Origin of the sequence: Bacillus sp. 1780r2a1 (assembly GCA_024134725.1) — a bacterium.
Lineage (GTDB): Bacteria > Bacillota > Bacilli > Bacillales > Bacillaceae_H > Priestia > Priestia aryabhattai_A.
The window spans coordinates 2,715,016-2,734,068 of record CP099863.1 but is presented as its reverse complement, the minus strand read 5'-3'; the positions used below and the strand labels follow the sequence as shown (position 1 = coordinate 2,734,068).

Sequence of the window (19,053 nt, the reverse complement as noted above, 5' to 3'; positions counted from 1 at the left end):
TGATTATCATTTCTAATTCATTTTTACTATAATAGTCTGTTTGAGTTCTGTCAATCATTATTTTATTTGTCAATTCAATTAAAAAGATGTATATTTAAATGAGAATGATAATCAATGATGATTACTAGGAGTGAGCGAATCGTGAAAAACTCAGAGCTTTATGATGTAACCGTAATTGGCGGTGGACCAGCTGGGCTATACTCTACCTTTTATAGTGGGCTTCGTGAAATGAAAACGAAATTAATTGAATTTCAGCCTCGTTTAGGAGGGAAAGTCCACGTTTATCCCGAGAAAATGATATGGGACGTGGGAGGTTTAACCCCGACTCCTGGAGCCCAATTAATTGAGCAGCTTGTAGCTCAAGGATTAACGTTTGATCCAACAGTTGTATTAAACGAGAAAATTGAATCTATCTCTCGAAATAATGAGGGACATTTTTTATTAATGGGTTCTTCGGGCGAAATACATCAATCTAAAACAGTAATCATAGCGGTAGGTGGCGGGATTTTGAATCCGCAAAAGTTAGAAATTGAAGGAGCAGAGCGTTTTGAGATTTCAAATTTAAATTATACTGTAAAATCACTGCAACGCTTTAAAGATAAAGTCGTAATTGTTTCGGGAGGAGGAAATTCAGCCATTGACTGGGCTAATGAATTAGAGCCTGTGGCGAAAAAAGTGTACTTAACATACCGAAAAGACTGTTTATCTGGTCATGAGTCACAGGTGACCCAGTTAATGAATAGTTCTGCAACTTGTATGTTAAATACATCAATTAGCAAGTTAATAGCTGATGGAAACAGTGAAAAAATTGCTAAAGTGGAGCTTATCAATCATTTAACTGGAGAAGTTACATATTTACCAATTGACGAAGTAATCATTAATCATGGGTACGAGCGAGACACATCATTACTTCAGAACAGTGAGCTTTCAATTGAAATGATTCATGACTACTATATTGCGGGAAACTCGTCAAGCGAAACAACTGTGCCCGGCTTATATGCAGCAGGCGATATTTTGCAGCATGAAGGAAAAGTAAACTTAATTGCCGGTGCGTTTCAAGATGCAGCAAACGCTGTAAATCGGGCAAAGCTGTTTATTGAGCCTAATGCTAATAAAGTCGCAATGGTTTCTTCTCATAACGAAGTGTTCAAAAAGCGCAATAGAGAGCTAGTAAAGCAAATGTTACAAGCGTAAGAGGTGGCTACATATATAGTAGCCACCTTTTTTTCGTGTAATTGTATCGTGACAAACTACTAGACAATTTCATATAATTTTATAAGTAAGCGCTTACAATTAGTAGGGAGATGAAGGGAATGGCGAACACAGAGAAATATAAATTTGAAACAAAAGCGGTTCATGGCAAATATGAATCAAGCATGCATCATGACAGCCTTGCTACACCGCTATATCAAACATCCACTTTTACCTTTTCAAGCTTAAACCAAGGAGCAAGGCGTTTTGCGGGAGAAGAGAGTGGATATGTCTATTCAAGATTAGCAAATCCCACCGTAGCAGAGTTTGAAAGTCGAATGGCAGAGCTGGAAGAAGGTGAAGAAGCGCTAGCATTTAGTTCAGGAATGGCTGCTGTATCTGCAGCTTTAATTGGTTTAACAAAGGCTGGAGATCATATTCTTTGTTCAAAAGGTCTTTACGGCTGTACGTTTGGTTTATTGGAGCTATTAAATGAAAAATATGGCATTACACATTCTTTTTCAACCTTTCTAACAGTAGAAGAAATCAAAGCTAGCATTACTGATAAAACCGCGTGCATTTATATTGAAACACCGATTAATCCTACTATGCAGGTCATTGATTTAACCCTTTTAGTGTCAGTAGCAAAAGAACATGGAGTTCCAGTTATCGTTGATAATACATTTTTAACGCCATATTTGCAAAAGCCGTTAACTCTTGGATGTGACCTTGTTATACACAGCGCCACTAAATATATTGGTGGGCATGGTGATGTTGTGGCAGGCGTAATGGTTGGAGAAGCAAGCCTGATTCAAAGCATAAGAAAGACTGTTCAAAAAGATATTGGTGGAATTCTTGCACCTTTTGATGCGTGGCTATTAATTAGAGGTTTAAAAACCTTGCCTGTTAGAGTGGATCGACATTGTGAAAATGCAGAGAAAATTGTTGAAAAGCTGAAAATACATCCAAAAGTAAAAACGGTATATTATCCAGAAATAAAAGGGAGATTAGAAAAACAAATGGAAAGGAGCGGAGGGGTGTTAGCCTTTGAATTGAATGGATCAGAGGAATCTGTGAAGGAGTTTATGAATGAATTAAGCCTAATCTCCATTGCAGTTAGCTTAGGTGATACAGAAACTTTAATTCAACACCCTGCTTCAATGACGCACGCGGTTGTTCCTGAAGGTATCAGAAAGGAAATGGGCATATCAAACAAGCTATTGCGCCTATCTGTAGGCTTAGAATTTTGGGAAGATATATGGAAAGACTTAGAAAATGCACTTGATAAAATTAGCTAATTATGTAAGGAGGAAAAGACCTTTTTAATAGGGTCTTTTTTGTTTTGTCAAGAATTTTGTTCTCAAAATAAAAAGTTATGTTGAAATATACATATTCACTAGTTATAATGGTGTACATGCTTCTAATGAACGTTTTTAAATTATTCTGAAAAATATTTTCGGAAAGTAATTTCAACCAAGAAATACGGAGGGTTTTAGTTGTCAAATAAAATACCATTTTCATTTATTGTTGTAATTGGTCTTATGTTATTCGCTCTATTTTTTGGAGCGGGAAATTTAATTTTTCCAGCTATGCTTGGTCAATCAGCTGGTACTAATTTATGGTCCGCAAATGCTGGTTTTTTACTTACAGGGGTAGGTCTTCCTTTAATCGGGGTAATGGCCCTTGGGTTTTCAGGCAAAGATGATTTGCAATCTTTAGCTAGTCGAGCACACCCTGTTTTTGGTCTTGTGTTTACGATTATCCTTTATTTAGCTATCGGTCCACTTTTTGCAATCCCTCGAGCGGGAACAGTTTCTTATGAAATTGGCGTTAAGCCGTTTTTATCAGAAAGCGTAGGAGGCTTACCTCTATTAATTTTCACCATTATTTTCTTTGGGCTTGCGTGCTTCTTTTCACTTAAGCCAGGAAAGATTGTCGATATTATTGGAAAGGTGTTAACACCTGTTAAAATTGGTTCTATTGGTATTTTAGTTGTTGTAGCGATTGTAGCTCCAATCGGTGAATTTAGAGCTCCTCTAGAAGCGTATGAAACCAATTCATTCTTCAAAGGCTTTCAAGAGGGATATCTAACGATGGATACGCTAGCTTCATTTGTATTCGGTATTATGATTATTAATGCTATCCGTGATAAAGGGGCTACGACTAGGAAGCAAATCATTGCGGTATGCGGAGCAGCAACTCTTATCACAGCGACAGTATTAGGCGTTTTTTATACTGCTCTTGCTTACATGGGAGCAGCAAGCGTATCTGAGTTAGGCTATTTAGATAATGGTGGGTCTGTGCTCGCTAGCGTATCAAATTATTATTTTGGTTCATTTGGAGGCGTGTTTCTAGGTATTATGATTACCGTAGCATGCTTAACAACAAGCATTGGACTAATCATTGCTTGTTCTACTTTTTTTCACCAGCTATTTCCTAAAGTTAGCTATAAAGCAATTGCTGTTATTCTATCTGCCTTTAGTGCACTTGTTGCTAATATCGGTTTAACACAGCTAATTGCAGTTTCTGTACCAGTACTAACGGCTATTTATCCACTTGCCATTGTACTTATTGTGCTTACATTTTTGCATCCTTTATTTAAAGGACATCCTGTTGTATACCAAGGAAGCTTACTTTTAACATTCATTGTAAGTTTATTTGATGGATTGGGTGCTGCTGGGGTGAAAATGCAGGCTGTAGATTCAGCTTTTACACAATTATTACCTCTATATGATGTGGGGCTAGGATGGGTTGTTCCAGCCATCATTGGGGGCATCGTGGGATATGTTGTTGTATTGCTACGAGCGGGAACAGTTTTAAATAGACCAAGTAAATAGAAATGAAAAGAGCATGCTGAAGAGCATGCTTTTTCTGTTACACCCACTCTAAAAACTCCAAGCGATTACCAAAAGGATCATTTACATAAATGCGGTTAGCGTTTAGTAACTTTTCATCTTGGATAAAGGGAACGTGATGAGTTGTAAGGTGCTTTTTCAAAGCAAATAAATTTTCAACTTCAAAAGCAGGGTGTGCTTTTTGGGCAGGTATAAATGTTTGTTCAATTCCAATATGAAGTTCACAGTTGTTGAGTGTAAACCATACTCCACCATTTTTTTGAAGTTCAGTCGGTTTTTGAACTTCTTGAAAACCAAGAAGTTCATGAAAAAAACGCCGGGCTTCATTTTCACTATTAGGTGGAGCAGCAAGCTGAACGTGATCAATGCGTTTAAGAGAATAAACCAATGAATCGCCTCCATTTAAACTCACTTCTTTCTTCTATAATTTAGTATAGTGGATAGTTCTATTGTGTAGTAGAAAGAAAAAGTAGCGCACAATAATAAGAAATTCTTATGAAAAGACTAATTTTTTAGAAAATTTATTGATTTCTGTTTTCTTTTCGTGTTACCCTTTTAAAAAGGAATTTAAATGGAAATTTTCCTAAAACATCGATAGAAGGGAAGGCAGCTATGAATCCGGAAGTAAATCAGGTTGAGAAAAAAGGAATTATAGTAAGGGTATTAGACTCTATTGAAAGGATTGGGAATAAACTTCCACACCCCGCAGTATTATTTGCTGTTTTTGCGATGAGCATTATGATTGTTTCATGGGCTGTAAGTGTATTCGACGTAACGACTGTCCATCCTGGAACAGGTGAAGAACTTCCAATTAGAAATATGGTTTCTAAAGAAGGGATTCAGTTTATTTTTACATCAATGCTATCCAATTTCACAGAGTTTCAGCCTCTTGGTTTAGTACTAGCTATGATGCTTGGTATCGGAGTGGCTGATAAGGTTGGACTAATTGAAACATTTATTAAAAAGACTATTATAAATGCACCTAAAAGTGTTATTACATACGCAATTGTTTTTGCAGGAGTGCTTGGTAATTTAGCAGCAGATGCGGCGTTTGTCATTATTCCTCCGCTTGCGGCAACCGTTTTTTATACGCTAGGAAGGCATCCTTTTGCTGGTTTAGCAGCTGGCTTTGCGGGAGTAGGTGCAGGGTTCAGTGCTAACTTGGTCATTTCAGGTAATGATGCTTTATTATCCGGAATTGCAAATGAAGTAGTGAAAACGGTGAGCGATACGGCAACGGTAACACCTGTTGATAACTGGTTTTTTAATGCGGCATCTGTAGCGCTTGTTGTTCTTGTCGGTGGACTTGTAACAGAAAAAATTATTGAGCCAAGACTTGGTACGTACAAAGGGAATAAAGCATCTGTGATGTCAAAGGTATCCAACCTTGAAGTCAAAGGGCTTCGAAATGCCGGTATTGTAGGGTTTCTTTACATAGGAATGATTGCTATGATGACTGTTCCAAAAAGTGGGCTGTTAAGAAGCGATGAAGGTACTATTATTCCAAGTCCATTTTTAGATGGTATTGTACCAATTACGCTCATTTTCTTTCTGTTAATTGGAATGGCTTATGGATTTACAGTAGGAAATCTAAAGTCTATTTCCGATGTTCCTAACTTAATGGCAGAGTCAATGAAAGACATGGCAGGCTTTATCGTCTTAATTTTTGCGGCTTCTCAGTTTATTGCGTACTTTAACTGGACGAACATTGGTACGTGGATTGCTGTAAGTGGAGCTGAGATACTAACAGGAATTGGGCTAACAGGACTGCCTGTTATCATCGGATTCATCTTTTTGACTGCAGTATTGAATTTATTTATCTTTAGCGGGTCTGCCCAGTGGGCTTTAATGGCTCCTATCTTTATCCCGATGTTAATGTTGCTTGATTATCATCCGGCATATGTGCAAATGGCTTACCGAATTGCCGATTCGTCCACTAATGTTATTACGCCATTAAATCCGTATTTTCCAATTATCTTGGCATTAATGAAAGATTATGATAAAAGGTCAGGAATTGGCTCTCTCATTTCATTAATGCTCCCGTATAGCGTAGTCATTTTGGTTGCCTGGACTTTATTCTTTCTCATTTGGAATCTTTTTGGGCTTCCGATTGGGCCGGGGATTGAGATGTTTATCAATAAATAAAAAAGTCGCTGTGTAAAGCGACTTTTTTATTTGTCATCACCGCATTTTGGAGATAATGCCATTAGGATCTTGGCAGTAGCTTCATGTCCATAAAAATCGTATCCCATACCCCATCTTTTTCAGTGAAGCGTGTGTGAAAGCCCCTTGATTGCCAAAATGCAAAGCCACCAGGAAGGAATGGGTGAGTGTGTAAGCTTAAGACATCATACGTCCCTTGACTAAAAGACAGTGCTTGTTGAAAGAGCTGTTTGCCAATTCCACAGCGGCGATACTTTTCGTCAACATAACACTTAACAATTTCAGCTGTGTTTTCTGGATAAAAGTCGTTCAGGTGACTAAAACGACGGTCATATGGATAAACACAAATGGTTCCAATTACTTCATTGGTAGGTGAAAAAGCAGCGAAGAAAGCTGTTTTTTCTTTATGTAAGTAGTGCATTTCAAAGTTTGCTAAATCTGGAGAAAGGACATCCTTATTCAGCATGGGAAACAGTTGACTGCGCATTTTAACTAAAAAAGCAACAACTTGTTTTGCGTCTGTAGTGGTGACTTGCTTAATAGCGACAGTAGATAGCATAAAATTTCTCCTTAGACTAAAAAAATTCCGTGTATGGTGAGAGTATACACCATTTCTTTGTAAAAAAGATTAGTATTTTCTGAAAAATAACTTTAAATATTCTATAAATTAGATTATAGTCTAATTAGATAAATATCTAACTAGGAGTGTTTATATGCAGTTGAAACGTATTGTGGACTTTCATAAAACAATGGGAGATCCGACGCGAATTCGTATTCTAAGTTTACTAAAGTCAGGACCTCTGAACGGGCAAGCAATTGCAGGCAAGCTAGGACTAAAACCGCCAACGATTACGCACCACATGGCAAAGCTTCGAGATATTGGACTGATTAAAGAACGAAGAGACAAAAATACGATTTATTTTTATCTCAATGTAAAAGCACTAGAAGCAAGCGCAACGGCTATTTTAACGATTGTAAATGAAGAGGTGATTGAAACAGTGGAAGAAAATGATCGTTTTAAAATTTTAAAGACCTTTTTTACTGCTGATGGAAAGCTGACAAATTTACCAGCACAGCGTAAAAAGCGTATGGTTGTGCTTGAAAAGATTATCAGTGATCTTAAGTATGGAATTGTTTATGAAGAAAAAGAACTGAATGAGTATTTAAAAAAGTTTCATGATGATTACGCAACGTTAAGGCGTGAATTAATCATGAATCATTATATGTATCGAAAAGATAATCAATATGAAATGAACCCTAAAGAGCTATGGGGTAAGATGTAAGCTAGTTTAATCAACTAGCTTTTATTTCACACAACTAATTAGATAATTATCTAATTAGTTAAAGGGGATAGAAAGATGATTTATTTATTAAAAGTTGAGAAAGCATATCGAAGTTTATTTTTAGCAGGGATTGTGAACGGAGTAGGAGATCGTTTCAGCCAAGTAGCGTTGTTAGCTTTGCTTTTAGAATATACGGAATCTGGCCTAGCAGTAGGTACAGCACTTGGCATTAGGGTTCTTCCGTTTCTTTTTTTTGGCCCCTTAGGAGGAGCGCTTGCGGATCGTTTTTCAAAGCCAATGATTTTAATTGTTACAGACCTCATTCGAATTCCGTTTGCTTTAGCTTTTATATGGGTAAACGATTCTTCAATGATTTGGCTTGTTTATGTAAGTACGTTTGTATTAGCAGCGGGAGAAGCTATCTATGCTCCTACAAGAAAGGCTTTAATACCTACTGTTATTCATTCGAACCGTATTGTAAAGGTTAATAGTTTAGAGCAAGTATTATTAGGAATTGTATTAGTTGGTGGCTCTCTTATTGGTGGCTTTGCTTCTTTTTATATAGGAAGTGATGTCACGTTTATATTAAATGCGTGTTCTTTTTTATTTGCCAGTTTAATTGTATACAAACTAGTAGATAGAGGTGGACAACAAGTAAATTCGAAACCAACAGAATCCATTACAATTTCTGCTGTTTATTCAATTATTACGTCTTCGGTAGCTTTAATTTTGGTTTTTTGCTTTGAACTTTTTGTACCTATCTTTAATGGAATTGATAACGTACTCATTAGCGTGTATGCTGTTCAAGAATTTAACATAGAAAGCTGGGGGGTAGGCTTGTTTTACGGAGGACTTGGGATGGGGCTAATGCTTAGCTTTATTGTGGCGAATCGAATCCGAAAATATCTGTTGATTTGTGGATTAGTCTCTCTTGGAGTAGAAGGCATTTTCTTAATGATGATAAGTAACACCTATTCCTGGCAGCTAGCGTTTTGCTTTTATTTGGTTCTAGCATTCTTTTCAGGTATTAGCAATGCTTGTCTGGATTCAGTTGTTATGAGAGTGACGCCTTTACAACATCAAGGAAAGGTATTTGGTATGTTTACAACCATTTCCAACGTAACTCTGGGTTTATCTATGTTTGGAGCAGGCTTATTATTGACAGTAATAGATAGTCGAACACTTGGATTAATTGGTGGGATGGGATATGTAATCATCAGTGTAGGGTTAGTATGTATTTATATCATAAGGACTCTTAAGCAAAAAAAAACTCCTTTAATATAACATAATGAGTTGAAAGGCTGCTCAATTATTTTAGTAGCTTTTTTAGTTAATTAGGACCTATTAGTTTCTAAATATTGTTATTTATAGTTAAAATGTATTATTTTGCTTTATTTTGTAAAAAATTATGAAAATTTAGTTTATTATAGAATGTGAAGGGATACATTCCACCTATTAAAAAGGAGCGTGAAGTAGATGAAGGTGTTAAAAAGTTTTTTTGCTATTATGCTAGTCTTTAGTGTTATTGCACCAGTAGGATCTGCAGAAGTGCCAGGAGTGAATCGCTCGATGAAGCAAGGAGCGACGAAAGGCCTTGTGTCTGTGTCACACCCTTTAGCAGCTAAAGTAGGGAAAGAAGTGTTAGAAAATGGTGGTAACGCCGTCGATGCAGCCGTAGCTATTCAGCTTTCTTTAAACGTTGTTGAGCCAATGATGTCAGGTATTGGTGGCGGCGGATTTATGATGATTTACGATGAGAAAGAAAACGATATTGAAATGATTGACGGTCGTGAAATGGCGCCAGCTAATGTAACATCGAAATTGTTCTTAGATGAAAAAGGAAAGCCTGTACCTTTTAGCAAGAGACACACAACTGGAAAGGCAGTTGGAGTTCCTGGTACAGCAAAAGTATTAGAACAAGCCCTTGCAGATCATGGGACAATGACATTTGAAAAGCTAATTGAACCAGCTATTAAACAAGCGGATAAAGGTGTTAAGGTCAATTGGTCGATGGCACAGTATATTAATGAAAATAAGTCGAAGTTGAAAAATAATAAAGCAGCAGCCGAAATTTTCCTTCAAAATGGCGAACCCCTTGAAGAAGGAGATTTACTCCTACAAAAAGATCTTGCTAAAACGTTTAGAATTTTACAAGAGGATGGTCCTGCAGCTTTTTATGAAGGAGATATTGCGAAAGCTTTAGCTGAAGAAGTACAAGCTAAAGAAGGAACGATGACTGAAGAAGATTTGAAAAATTATACAGTTAAGAAAAGAGAGCCTGTAGCTACTACATACAGAGGTTATGATGTTATTAGTGCAGCACCGCCAAGCTCAGGTGGATTAACGGTGTTACAAATTTTAAAGCTGATGGAAGGTTATGATGTTAAAAAAATGGGAGCAAACTCTCCTCAGTACCTTCATTATTTAACAGAAGCGATGCACTTAGCGTACGCAGATCGCGCAGCTTATATGGCTGACGAAGATTTTTACGCTGTACCTAAAGAAGGCTTACTAAACGAAGAATATTTAAATGAGCGTCGTAAGCTTATTAACAAAAATCGTTCAACACCTGAGGTGAAAGAAGGAGATCCTTGGAAGTATCAAGGTGGGGAGAAAGAAAAGAAAGAAGTCGTGAAAGAAGAAACGCCAATCGGACAAACCACCCATTTTTCAGTAGTAGATAAGTGGGGAAATATGGTTTCGTATACAACTACTATTGAACAAGTATTTGGGTCAGGTATTATGGTACCTGGATATGGCTTTATGCTTAATAATGAAATGACGGACTTTGATGCAACACCAGGTGGAGTTAACGAAGTAGAGCCAGGCAAGCGACCACGGAGCAGTATGTCCCCAACATTTTTAGGAAAAGATGGAAAGCCGTTTATGGCAATTGGTTCACCAGGAGGCCCAACAATTATTGCATCAGTCGCTGAAACAATTATGAATGTTGTAGATCACGAGATGCCTATTCAAGAAGCAATTTTAACACCGCGTATTTATTCAGCAGCTTATCCAACCGTTAGATGGGAGCCTGATATTGATCAAAATACGCGATTAGAACTAATGGCTAAAGGGCATGCTTTTGAAGAAACAGCGCAGCATATTGGAAATGTCCAAGCAGCTATTCTCGATCGAGAAACCGGAAAGATGTACGGTGGGGCTGACAACACGCGCGAAGGAACCGTTTTAGGAGTGGATCGCTTTTCCTATAAAGCAAAACAGCCCAAGCCAATTCAAGAACAAAAAGAGGGGCCGTTCACAGTAAAAGTGAATAATGTCAAGTACCCATATACGCATGACCAGCTTAAGCTCATCGATGGCAAGCCTTATGTACAAGCTGATAAACTGCTACTTGGTTTGGGGCTTTTAAAAACGAGCGATTTGAAGCTGTATAAGCCAACGAAACACTCCTACTTACCGGCTGCTACTACTGCAGTAGGAGCAGGATTTGAAGTGAAGTGGGACGAAAAGAAAAAAGAGCTTTCTTTAGAGAGGGACCCTGTAGAAATTGATAATCCAATTGATGATGAAGATGGAGACATTATCACGAACTAAAGTTTAGTATTAAAAGAGACCAAGATATAAGTAGGTAAGCCCCTACTATACCTGAACAATTAAGAGTTATGAATTCTTAATTGTTCAGGCTTTTTGTTGTTTATAAAAAACAGTTTGAAAATAGTATGGAATAGAGCGTAGGACATTCGACTCCTTCTGGAACTAGAGTAAAACCTGAGATCCTGCAGCGCAGTGGAATAAACGTGTTCAGATAAAAGAGGTGAAAACAGCTAGTGTTCGTTTTTTAGAAGCAATCATGTTGTTATATCTCAAACTCTTTTGTTACAGGAATGTAAAAGCTTTAAACGTTAAAATGAAGTTCATAAATTCGCCATGAACTTATCTGTACGTTTCTCCAAAATCATGTATAATGATTCTTAATCTTTGCTATACATTATAGTAAAAACCATTAAGTGATAGTTTAAAAGGGGGTGATTCCATGGGGCAGGGAGACATAGCAGACGAAGCAGATTTGCAAGTATGGTTAATGTAATAAAAGTAGCGTGCATTAAAAAGAGATTGAAAGTTACACTTATGCACCTGGAATCACCTTTATACATAAAGGTGTAATCCAGTCGATACTTTTATAAAACAGGAGGTGTTCTCTTATTCTGCTTTTTGCCAGAATAAGAAAACGTATTGATTACACTTAATTTACTATTAGTTGCGCTTTTAATTGGTTTAACCGCGTTCTTCGTAGCGGCTGAGTTTGCCATTGTAAAACTTCGTAGTTCAAAGGTCGATCAGCTGATTGCTGAAGGGCGCAGAGGGGCACTTGCAGCCCAAAGGGTAACCACACATCTTGACGAGTATCTATCTGCCTGTCAGTTAGGTATAACAATTACAGCGTTAGGGTTAGGTTGGTTAGGAGAGCCGACTGTTGAGAAAATCTTAAATCCAATCTTTGCTGATTTTGGTTTTTCATCAACTCTGTCACATTTATTATCCTTTGCAATTGCCTTTGCCATTGTTACGTTCCTGCACGTTGTAGTAGGAGAACTAGCTCCGAAAACAGTTGCTATTCAAAAAGCAGAAACGGTAACACTGTTATTAGCGCCAGCTCTTATTTGGTTTTATCGTTTAATGTATCCTTTCATCTGGTTATTAAATGGATCAGCACGTATTTTAGTTGGTCTTTTCGGACTAAAGCCAGCTTCTGAACATGAAATTGCGCATAGCGAAGAAGAGCTTCGTATTATTTTGTCAGAAAGCTATGAAGGTGGAGAAATTAACCAAGCCGAATATAAATATGTAAATAATATATTTGAATTCGATAATCGCGTTGCACGTGAAATTATGGTGCCAAGAACAGAGATGATTGTGGTATCCAATGAAGATACAATAGAAGAATTTTTAAAAATAGCAGTAGAAGAACGCTATACGCGTTATCCAATTGTAGCAGAAGGAGATAAAGATCAAATCATTGGCCTAATTAACCTGAAAGAAGTTTTAAATGATGTGGTCATCCACAACCACTTAAAGCAAGAGAAGGTTGAGCGATATATGAAGCCAATTATTCAGGTTATTGAATCTATTCCAATTCACGACTTACTGTTAACAATGCAGAAGAATCGTACGCAAATGGCTGCTTTAATTGATGAATACGGCGGTACGTCTGGACTTGTTACAATTGAAGATATTCTTGAAGAAATCGTTGGAGAAATTCAAGATGAATTTGATGCTGAAGAAGTTCAAGAAGTTCGTAGAGTATCAGATAATCACTACCTTTTAAATGCCAAAGTTCTAGTTCAAGAGGTAAATGACTTATTAGGCATTCATCTCGAAGAAGAAGAAGTTGATACAATTGGTGGTTGGATTTTAACGCAAAAAACTGATATTGAGCTTCATGATTGTATCGTTTACGAGGGATATGAGTTTAAGGTGAATGATGTAGACGGATTGCAAATAAAAGAAGTAGAAGTAATGAAGTTGCAAGAAGACGTAGCTGAAGTATAATAAAAAACCAGCTTGACTATAGGGTCAAGCTGGTTTTTTTATATGTGATTTCTGCGCTTCCAATCTTCATAAAAATGCAGCAACGTTTGGTGTATCCCCTGGAGTGCCATGAGGACTAAGTAAAGCATCATAAATAGCACGATTTCACCTGTGAAATATGGAATGATAGCGATTATCGCCAATCAAACATAAAACATTTTATCTTTCATTCTCTTTCTACCTTTTCAATAGAACGAAGCTGTAATGAGCCACTTTGCAGCTTCTTCTAAATTTGTAGCAACATAATGAGGAAAGTCTTTCGTTTGTTTATGCTTATGCTCAGCAAGTGATTGTTTTCCTGCACCTGTCTGCACTAAAATTGTTGTTGCTCCTACTTTCCTTCCAGCTTCAATGTCCGACCACCGATCTCCAATTACCACACATTTTGATAAGTCTAACTGATGCTTACGGGCAGCTTCTATAAGCATGCCGATACTCGGCTTTCTGCATGTGCATCCCGCAGTGTGATGATGGGGACAAATGCAAAAGTCGTCAAACCCAAATGAAGTCAATTCGTTTATAAACTCATTTTTGGTTGCTTCTCCGCTTGAAATTCCAGGCTGGTTGGTAAAAGCAAATAGTTTAATATTGTGCTCTTTTAATAAATGAATGGTTTTTAATGAAAAAGAAAACAACGTAAAGTCTTTTGGGTAATGAACTGTATCGTCGCCTCCTATTGTGCCATCACGATCAATAAAAACTGCTTGAATACACGGAGCCATCAAGAAACCTCTTTTCTATTAAACTATTTTCATCTTATATGAATATGGATAATTGTTCAATTAATGGAATATTAAGTTGACAATTTTAACTATGAAATGTAATATATAGTTAACAAAAGTAATATATATATTGCAAAGTGGAAAAGGTGGTTGTTTGAAAAATAAAGTTAAATTTGCCCGCATTGAAAAAGGAATAACACAGGCAGACCTTGCACAAAAAGTAAATGTAACAAGGCAAACAATTGGATTAATTGAAAAAGGTAAATATAATCCTACCCTTCAGCTCTGCGTTAATATTGCAAAAGAACTTGACAAAACGTTAAATGATTTGTTTTGGGAGGAGGAATAACAATGAAAGATTCGTGGTTATCATATGTGCTTCCTAACGATGAGTACAAAGCTCAAAAAGTGGTTTATTTTCTAGGTGAAGGCTCGTTGTTGATGTGTGTTTCATGTGGTATCTTAGTCGTAGGAACCCACTCTCTACCAGAATGGAATCTGCCAGCTCAGTGGATTGCAGGGGTACCTATCTTACTGTTTGTAGCGTACGTATTTATTCGATATATTTTTTCTGGGATTGAGTATGCAAATGTAATGTCTGAAGATGCGTTTAAAAAAGAAAAAAAGCGAATCATGGTAAGGTCAGCGAGTTTTATGATCATCTTTTCAGTGCTCTATCTTGTTTCTGTAGGTCTGCAGTTACTTGGTGAACAGCTGTTTGACTTCATGATCGTTGTATTTGCAGGTTTATTCATTTTTCTAGCCGAATACACCTCGTTAAAACGCTCCTATTTAAAAAACAAAGAACTCTTAGATTAATGAAATAATGAGTGTGAAAAATAAACGAAGAAAAAAAGAAATGCAGGCTATACTTAGGCCTGTATTTTTATATGATAAAAAAATTGAATATTTCGTTTTATTTATTTGTAGTCCTAACTCATTGCTTGAATCCTTGGAGTAAGATAAGATATGTTCATATGAAAGGTGTGAATAGAAAGTGATAGTACGTACTGAAGAAGAAAAGCAAGGCTTAATGAAAATTGGAAAGATCCTTGCTGAGATAAGAGATACGTTAGTAAAAGAAACGAAGCCTGGAGTTACAACAGGTGAACTAGATGAACTAGCTAAAGAACTTTTTGAAAAACATGGAGCAATTTCTGCCCCAAAGGAATTATTTGATTTTCCAGGCTATTCTTGTATTAGTGTAAACGAAGAGGTAGCTCACGGCATTCCTGGAAAGCGCGTGATTAAAGAGGGAGATCTTGTTAATATTGATGTTTCAGGCTCTAAGGACGGTTATTTTGCTGATACGGGTATTTCATTTGTTGTTGGAGACAATAATAAGTTTTTGGAGAAGCTTTGTAAAGCAACAAAAGAAGTATTTGATGAGGGACTGAAAAAGTTTAAAGCTGGCGGTAAGCTTAGTAATGTTGGGCGAGCTGTTCATAACAGTGCGCGAAAACGTGGATACACGGTTATTACAAACCTAACGGGTCACGGGGTAGGACATTCACTTCGCGATAAACCAGATCACGTTCATAACTACTATGAACCAAGAGACCGCACTCTTTTAAAAGATGGAATGGTTATTGCGTATGAACCGTTTGTATCAACAAATGCTGAAGAAGCATATCAGTTGGATGACGGCTGGACGCTAGCGACAAATGACGGGAGCTTTGTTGCACAAATTGAACATACGATTATTGTGACAAAAGGTCAACCAATTGTTGTAACAGAATAAAAGCAGATGCATATGCATCTGCTTTTTTATTTATAGAATAAGCTGCAATAAACTCCATAGTCCAAATCCTACTATAATATAGCCGGATAACTTGTTTATCCAGCTTAGCCTTTGAGGCGTGAATGCTGATTTAAATATGCCAACTCCTAGGCTAAGTGACAGCCACCATAATCCTGAACCGATAAAGACTCCAACAACCATTTGCAACGCGCTAGGTAATGAAAACGATTCATTACTTAAACCGATACCTGAAAAAATACCGATAAAAAACAGGACCGTCATTGGATTTGTAACAGTAAGAATTAATATAGAAAAGAAGGATTCAAACAGCTGTGTGCTTTTTTGTGCAACAGCAGCTTTTTCTGCAGGTCGAGAACGAAATGTTTGTACCCCTAAATAACATAAAAAAGGCCACCGATTAACTGCAGCCATATTTTTTGACTTAACAAAAAGCTGCTACTAAGCCATATAAAGCATCTGCTTTAGCAGCGCCTAATCCTGATACAAAGCCATGCAGTTTTTCTTTTGTTAAAGTACGATTAATGCATAAGATACCAATTGGGCCAACAGGTGCTGCGACTGAAACCCCAATTGCTAAGCCTTTGATTAAATAATGCAAGTCCATTAAGTCATACTCCTCTAAATGTAATTCCTTTATCATAACAGCATACAGATAAGAGGAAAAGCACAATATATGTAAAAAAAGAATAGAACAAAAATCGTTCTATTCTCTCTAACTAAAATGAATTTAGTCGATTTAAATTAGTAGCCCCATTTACCGTGGCGTTTGCTGCTTTTTTTATAAGAGCATCTTTCTTTCTTGTCGTAGCTGTGTTTCTTTTTATCACAAGTTTTTTTGCCAGTTCTTTTGTCATCGTGCTTGTAATCTTTTTTGTAAGAATCTTTTTCGTAGCAGTAGCATTTAAACTCTTTCTTACCATAATCTTTTTTACCTTTACGGTGTTTGTCGTGTTTTCTACACATTGACAATCATCTCCCAGTTGTTTTATTAGTAGAAGCTCTAATGCATTCTACTTAATATAAGATATGAAAAACAGGACAACCTGGTATATGCAAAAGCCCTTATTGAGTAGAAAAGGGCGAGTCCATTTTTACTTAATTATCATGAGTTAATTGATTGACATTGACATGATGAAAGCGAATTTGATATAATTATCTCGAATTAAAGATATTTGATATGAAAATAAAATGATACTATAAACATAATCCCATTTAGGAGGAATTAGAATGAATGAATTAAAAGGTATTCATCACGTGACAGCTATTACGAGTAGTGCTGAAAAAAATTATGAGTTTTTCACGTATGTACTAGGGATGCGCTTGGTGAAAAAAACAGTCAACCAGGACGATATTCAAACCTATCATTTGTTTTTTGCAGATGATAAAGGAAGTGCTGGAACTGATATGACGTTTTTTGACTTCCCAGGAATTCCAAAAGGATCTCATGGTACGAATGAAATTTTTAAAACATCATTTCGTGTTCCAAACAATGAAGCACTTCAATATTGGGAAAAGCGATTTAATCGTTTAGGTGTTCATCACGGTGGTATTCAAGAACTATTCGGAAAGAAAATTTTATCTTTTGTGGACTTTGATGATCAGCAATACCAATTAATTTCTGATGAAGGAAATGCGGGAGTAGCCTCTGGCACACCTTGGCAAAAGGGCCCGATTCCATTAGAATACGCAATTACTGGACTTGGTCCAATCTTTGTACGCGTTGCTAATTTCGATTTCTTCAAGGAAGTATTAGAGAAAGTATTATTATTCCGACAAGTAGACCAAAAAGGTGACTTGTATTTATTTGAAGTTGGAGAAGGTGGAAACGGTGCTCAAGTAGTCGTTGAACATAATACAACTTTACCAGAAGGTATTCAAGGATACGGAACCGTTCACCACGTAGCGTTTCGAGTGAATGATCGTCAAGTGCTTGAAGAGTGGATTGATCGACTTGCAAGCTTTAGATTTCCAACATCAGGCTATGTGGATCGTCACTTCTTTGAATCTTTATATGCTCGCGTTTCTCCTGGTATTTTATTTGAATTTGCAACCGATGGTCCAGGATTTATGGGAGATGAAGAGTATGAAACATTAGGTGAAAAACTTTCACTTCCTCCATTTTTAGAGCCTAAACGTGAACAAATTGAAAAGCTTGTACGACCAATTGAAACAGTTCGTAGTACAAAAATATTTGAGAAAGAGTATGAGTAAAAGCAGCTTCCAATGGAAGCTGCTTTTTTTACGTCATTGTCAGAAGAACTGACGTATAATAGAAAGAGAAGGTGTGGAGGTGTTGATTATTAATAAAAAGAAAATGATTTTATTTGCTGTTTCCATTATGATTGCAGCACTGAATATGAGGCCAGCCATTAATTCAATTTCCCCTATTTTACAGGAGCTTACATCAGCGCTTCAAATGAATGCATCTACGGCCAGCCTTTTGACAGCTGTGCCTGTATTGTGTATGGGGGTGTTTTCCCCACTTGCTGCAGGTTTGGGTCAAAAATTTGGGCTAGAGCGTATTATTGGATATGCACTTTGCTTGATTGGACTTGGAACAGTTTTGCGTTTTTTTACATATTCAACCAGTTTTTTAATTATGACCTCCCTTATAGCAGGGATAGGCATTGCTGCTATGGGGCCGCTTTTGTCTGGCTTTATAAAAAAATATTTTAATGAGCATGTACCTTTTATGATTAGCCTTTATACAGCTGCATTGACAGCGGGAGCAGTGGCCGCTTCATGGCTTTCAGTTTCAATTTATGAAAGCACAAATTCTTGGAGAGTGACGTTGAGTATTTGGGTACTATTTGCTATCATAGCTATTCCGGTTTGGTGGCACTGGATTTTGAAGAATAGCAAAGCTTCCTCTAATCTTTCGATACACGAAGAAGTAAAGCCAATTCCTTGGAATAGCAAACGTGCGTGGTTACTAACATTATCTTTTGGCTGTATGGCGATGATCTTTTATTCAGCAACAGCATGGATTGCTCCATTAATTGAATCTCAAGGCTATTCGAAGCAGTACGCTGCAAGTATTCTGACGCTCTTTACGGCAACTCAAATTCCAGTAGGATTTTTATTACCAGTTTTACTAAAAAAAGTGACGTCACGCCTTTTTTGGCTCTGGTTTGCTGCTGGGATGGAAGCGTTAGGTCTACTTTTATTAGCTCTTGAAGTTGTTCCGTGGGTGGGCGCAATCTTTATTGGTATCGGTGCTGGAACGCTATTTCCGCTAAACTTGCTATTGCCCATTGATTTATCCAAAAATGCTGATGAAGCTGCCGGCTTGTCAGCAATGACCCAGTCAGCTGGCTATATCATCGGCGCATTGGGGCCAATTATCATCGGAACTTTAGTTGATTTAACTGGTCAATTTTACTCTACGTATGTTTTTTTACTCGTTGTAATATTTATAATGAGTATTATTCAGTGGTTCGCTATGAGGTCAGTTGCTAGACATAGAGGATAGTATATATATTAAATAAATAGAATAAAATCATAAGAAAAAAGTGGACTCTATA

19 protein-coding genes are annotated in these 19,053 nt (G+C 37.0%); 13 read left to right on the top strand and 6 right to left on the bottom strand.

Annotated features, from left to right (window positions below; genetic code table 11):
* Window positions 1-141: 141 nt before the first annotated feature.
* From NIZ91_13720 to brnQ, 3 genes are all read left to right on the top strand, one after another.
* The gene (locus tag NIZ91_13720; protein USY53811.1) at window positions 142-1,194 is read left to right on the top strand and encodes an NAD(P)/FAD-dependent oxidoreductase; all 1,053 of its coding nucleotides are present in this window, start codon (window positions 142-144) and stop codon (window positions 1,192-1,194) included.
* 119 nt (window positions 1,195-1,313) lie between these two features.
* Window positions 1,314-2,489 carry a methionine gamma-lyase gene (megL, locus tag NIZ91_13715; GenBank protein ID USY53810.1) on the top strand — a complete coding sequence of 392 codons (1,176 nt, stop codon included), beginning with the start codon at window positions 1,314-1,316 and terminating at the stop codon, window positions 2,487-2,489.
* 198 nt (window positions 2,490-2,687) lie between these two features.
* Window positions 2,688-4,028 carry a branched-chain amino acid transport system II carrier protein gene (brnQ, locus tag NIZ91_13710; protein ID USY53809.1) on the top strand — a complete coding sequence of 447 codons (1,341 nt, stop codon included), beginning with the start codon at window positions 2,688-2,690 and terminating at the stop codon, window positions 4,026-4,028.
* A gap of 37 nt (window positions 4,029-4,065) precedes the next feature.
* Here the strand turns inward: brnQ and NIZ91_13705 are convergent, their stop codons facing one another.
* The gene (locus NIZ91_13705) at window positions 4,066-4,434 is read right to left on the bottom strand and encodes a VOC family protein (protein ID USY53808.1); all 369 of its coding nucleotides are present in this window, start codon (window positions 4,432-4,434) and stop codon (window positions 4,066-4,068) included.
* 224 nt (window positions 4,435-4,658) lie between these two features.
* Here NIZ91_13705 and NIZ91_13700 point away from each other — a divergent pair, with 224 nt between their 5' ends.
* Window positions 4,659-6,191, top strand: coding sequence for an AbgT family transporter (locus NIZ91_13700; protein USY53807.1), 1,533 nt, complete (start codon window positions 4,659-4,661; stop codon window positions 6,189-6,191).
* Window positions 6,192-6,252: 61 nt separating this feature from the next.
* Here NIZ91_13700 and NIZ91_13695 read toward each other — a convergent pair whose 3' ends face one another.
* Entirely contained in the window at window positions 6,253-6,768 is a 516-nt protein-coding gene (locus NIZ91_13695) for a GNAT family N-acetyltransferase (GenBank protein ID USY53806.1), read from the bottom strand.
* Window positions 6,769-6,922: 154 nt separating this feature from the next.
* Here NIZ91_13695 and NIZ91_13690 point away from each other — a divergent pair, with 154 nt between their 5' ends.
* The 4 genes from NIZ91_13690 to NIZ91_13675 all read left to right on the top strand — a co-directional run bounded on the left by NIZ91_13690 (window position 6,923) and on the right by NIZ91_13675 (window position 13,006).
* Complete coding sequence (locus NIZ91_13690; GenBank protein ID USY53805.1) at window positions 6,923-7,492, top strand: metalloregulator ArsR/SmtB family transcription factor; 570 nt, start codon at window positions 6,923-6,925, stop codon at window positions 7,490-7,492.
* Between the two features lie 75 nt (window positions 7,493-7,567).
* Window positions 7,568-8,776: an MFS transporter gene (locus NIZ91_13685; protein USY53804.1), complete on the top strand. Its 1,209-nt coding sequence runs from the start codon at window positions 7,568-7,570 to the stop codon at window positions 8,774-8,776.
* 192 nt (window positions 8,777-8,968) lie between these two features.
* A complete protein-coding gene (ggt, locus tag NIZ91_13680; protein USY53803.1) occupies window positions 8,969-11,050 on the top strand; it encodes a gamma-glutamyltransferase in 2,082 nt (693 codons plus the stop codon).
* A gap of 639 nt (window positions 11,051-11,689) precedes the next feature.
* Window positions 11,690-13,006: a hemolysin family protein gene (locus NIZ91_13675; GenBank protein USY53802.1), complete on the top strand. Its 1,317-nt coding sequence runs from the start codon at window positions 11,690-11,692 to the stop codon at window positions 13,004-13,006.
* A gap of 224 nt (window positions 13,007-13,230) precedes the next feature.
* On the opposite strand, the gene NIZ91_13670 is transcribed toward NIZ91_13675, so the two are convergent.
* Window positions 13,231-13,767, bottom strand: coding sequence for an HAD-IIIA family hydrolase (locus NIZ91_13670; GenBank protein ID USY53801.1), 537 nt, complete (start codon window positions 13,765-13,767; stop codon window positions 13,231-13,233).
* Window positions 13,768-13,921: 154 nt separating this feature from the next.
* Here NIZ91_13670 and NIZ91_13665 point away from each other — a divergent pair, with 154 nt between their 5' ends.
* From NIZ91_13665 to map, 3 genes are all read left to right on the top strand, one after another.
* The gene (locus NIZ91_13665) at window positions 13,922-14,116 is read left to right on the top strand and encodes a helix-turn-helix transcriptional regulator (protein ID USY53800.1); all 195 of its coding nucleotides are present in this window, start codon (window positions 13,922-13,924) and stop codon (window positions 14,114-14,116) included.
* A 2-nt stretch (window positions 14,117-14,118) separates the two neighbouring features.
* The gene (locus NIZ91_13660; GenBank protein ID USY53799.1) at window positions 14,119-14,586 is read left to right on the top strand and encodes a DUF3278 domain-containing protein; all 468 of its coding nucleotides are present in this window, start codon (window positions 14,119-14,121) and stop codon (window positions 14,584-14,586) included.
* A gap of 178 nt (window positions 14,587-14,764) precedes the next feature.
* A complete protein-coding gene (gene map, locus NIZ91_13655; GenBank protein ID USY53798.1) occupies window positions 14,765-15,508 on the top strand; it encodes a type I methionyl aminopeptidase in 744 nt (247 codons plus the stop codon).
* A gap of 30 nt (window positions 15,509-15,538) precedes the next feature.
* Here the strand turns inward: map and NIZ91_13650 are convergent, their stop codons facing one another.
* The 3 genes from NIZ91_13650 to NIZ91_13640 all read right to left on the bottom strand — a co-directional run bounded on the left by NIZ91_13650 (window position 15,539) and on the right by NIZ91_13640 (window position 16,449).
* On the bottom strand, window positions 15,539-15,940 hold the full coding sequence (locus tag NIZ91_13650) for a LysE family transporter (GenBank protein ID USY53797.1): 402 nt from the start codon (window positions 15,938-15,940) through the stop codon (window positions 15,539-15,541).
* 10 nt (window positions 15,941-15,950) lie between these two features.
* Window positions 15,951-16,133 (bottom strand): hypothetical protein, encoded by a 183-nt coding sequence (locus NIZ91_13645; protein USY53796.1) that lies wholly within the window; start codon window positions 16,131-16,133, stop codon window positions 15,951-15,953.
* Between the two features lie 112 nt (window positions 16,134-16,245).
* Window positions 16,246-16,449 carry a hypothetical protein gene (locus NIZ91_13640; GenBank protein USY53795.1) on the bottom strand — a complete coding sequence of 68 codons (204 nt, stop codon included), beginning with the start codon at window positions 16,447-16,449 and terminating at the stop codon, window positions 16,246-16,248.
* Between the two features lie 307 nt (window positions 16,450-16,756).
* On the opposite strand from NIZ91_13640, the gene NIZ91_13635 reads away from it, so the two are divergent.
* Both NIZ91_13635 and NIZ91_13630 read left to right on the top strand, forming a co-directional pair.
* Window positions 16,757-17,740, top strand: coding sequence for a ring-cleaving dioxygenase (locus tag NIZ91_13635; protein ID USY53794.1), 984 nt, complete (start codon window positions 16,757-16,759; stop codon window positions 17,738-17,740).
* Between the two features lie 82 nt (window positions 17,741-17,822).
* Complete coding sequence (locus NIZ91_13630) at window positions 17,823-19,001, top strand: MFS transporter (protein ID USY53793.1); 1,179 nt, start codon at window positions 17,823-17,825, stop codon at window positions 18,999-19,001.
* Window positions 19,002-19,053 lie beyond the last annotated feature (52 nt).

What these genes read in the sequence shown, in the direction of transcription:
- megL (USY53810.1), top strand. Translation starts at nt 1,314, where the DNA reads ATGGCGAACACAGAGAAATATAAATTTGAAACAAAAGCGGTTCATGGC.
- NIZ91_13700 (USY53807.1), top strand. Translation starts at nt 4,659, where the DNA reads ATGAATCCGGAAGTAAATCAGGTTGAGAAAAAAGGAATTATAGTAAGG.
- NIZ91_13695 (USY53806.1), bottom strand. Translation starts at nt 6,768, where the DNA reads ATGCTATCTACTGTCGCTATTAAGCAAGTCACCACTACAGACGCAAAA.
- NIZ91_13690 (USY53805.1), top strand. Translation starts at nt 6,923, where the DNA reads ATGCAGTTGAAACGTATTGTGGACTTTCATAAAACAATGGGAGATCCG.
- NIZ91_13685 (USY53804.1), top strand. Translation starts at nt 7,568, where the DNA reads ATGATTTATTTATTAAAAGTTGAGAAAGCATATCGAAGTTTATTTTTA.
- ggt (USY53803.1), top strand. Translation starts at nt 8,969, where the DNA reads ATGAAGGTGTTAAAAAGTTTTTTTGCTATTATGCTAGTCTTTAGTGTT.
- NIZ91_13670 (USY53801.1), bottom strand. Translation starts at nt 13,767, where the DNA reads ATGGCTCCGTGTATTCAAGCAGTTTTTATTGATCGTGATGGCACAATA.
- NIZ91_13660 (USY53799.1), top strand. Translation starts at nt 14,119, where the DNA reads ATGAAAGATTCGTGGTTATCATATGTGCTTCCTAACGATGAGTACAAA.
- NIZ91_13650 (USY53797.1), bottom strand. Translation starts at nt 15,940, where the DNA reads ATGGCTGCAGTTAATCGGTGGCCTTTTTTATGTTATTTAGGGGTACAA.
- NIZ91_13645 (USY53796.1), bottom strand. Translation starts at nt 16,133, where the DNA reads ATGGACTTGCATTATTTAATCAAAGGCTTAGCAATTGGGGTTTCAGTC.
- NIZ91_13640 (USY53795.1), bottom strand. Translation starts at nt 16,449, where the DNA reads ATGGTAAGAAAGAGTTTAAATGCTACTGCTACGAAAAAGATTCTTACA.
- NIZ91_13635 (USY53794.1), top strand. Translation starts at nt 16,757, where the DNA reads ATGAATGAATTAAAAGGTATTCATCACGTGACAGCTATTACGAGTAGT.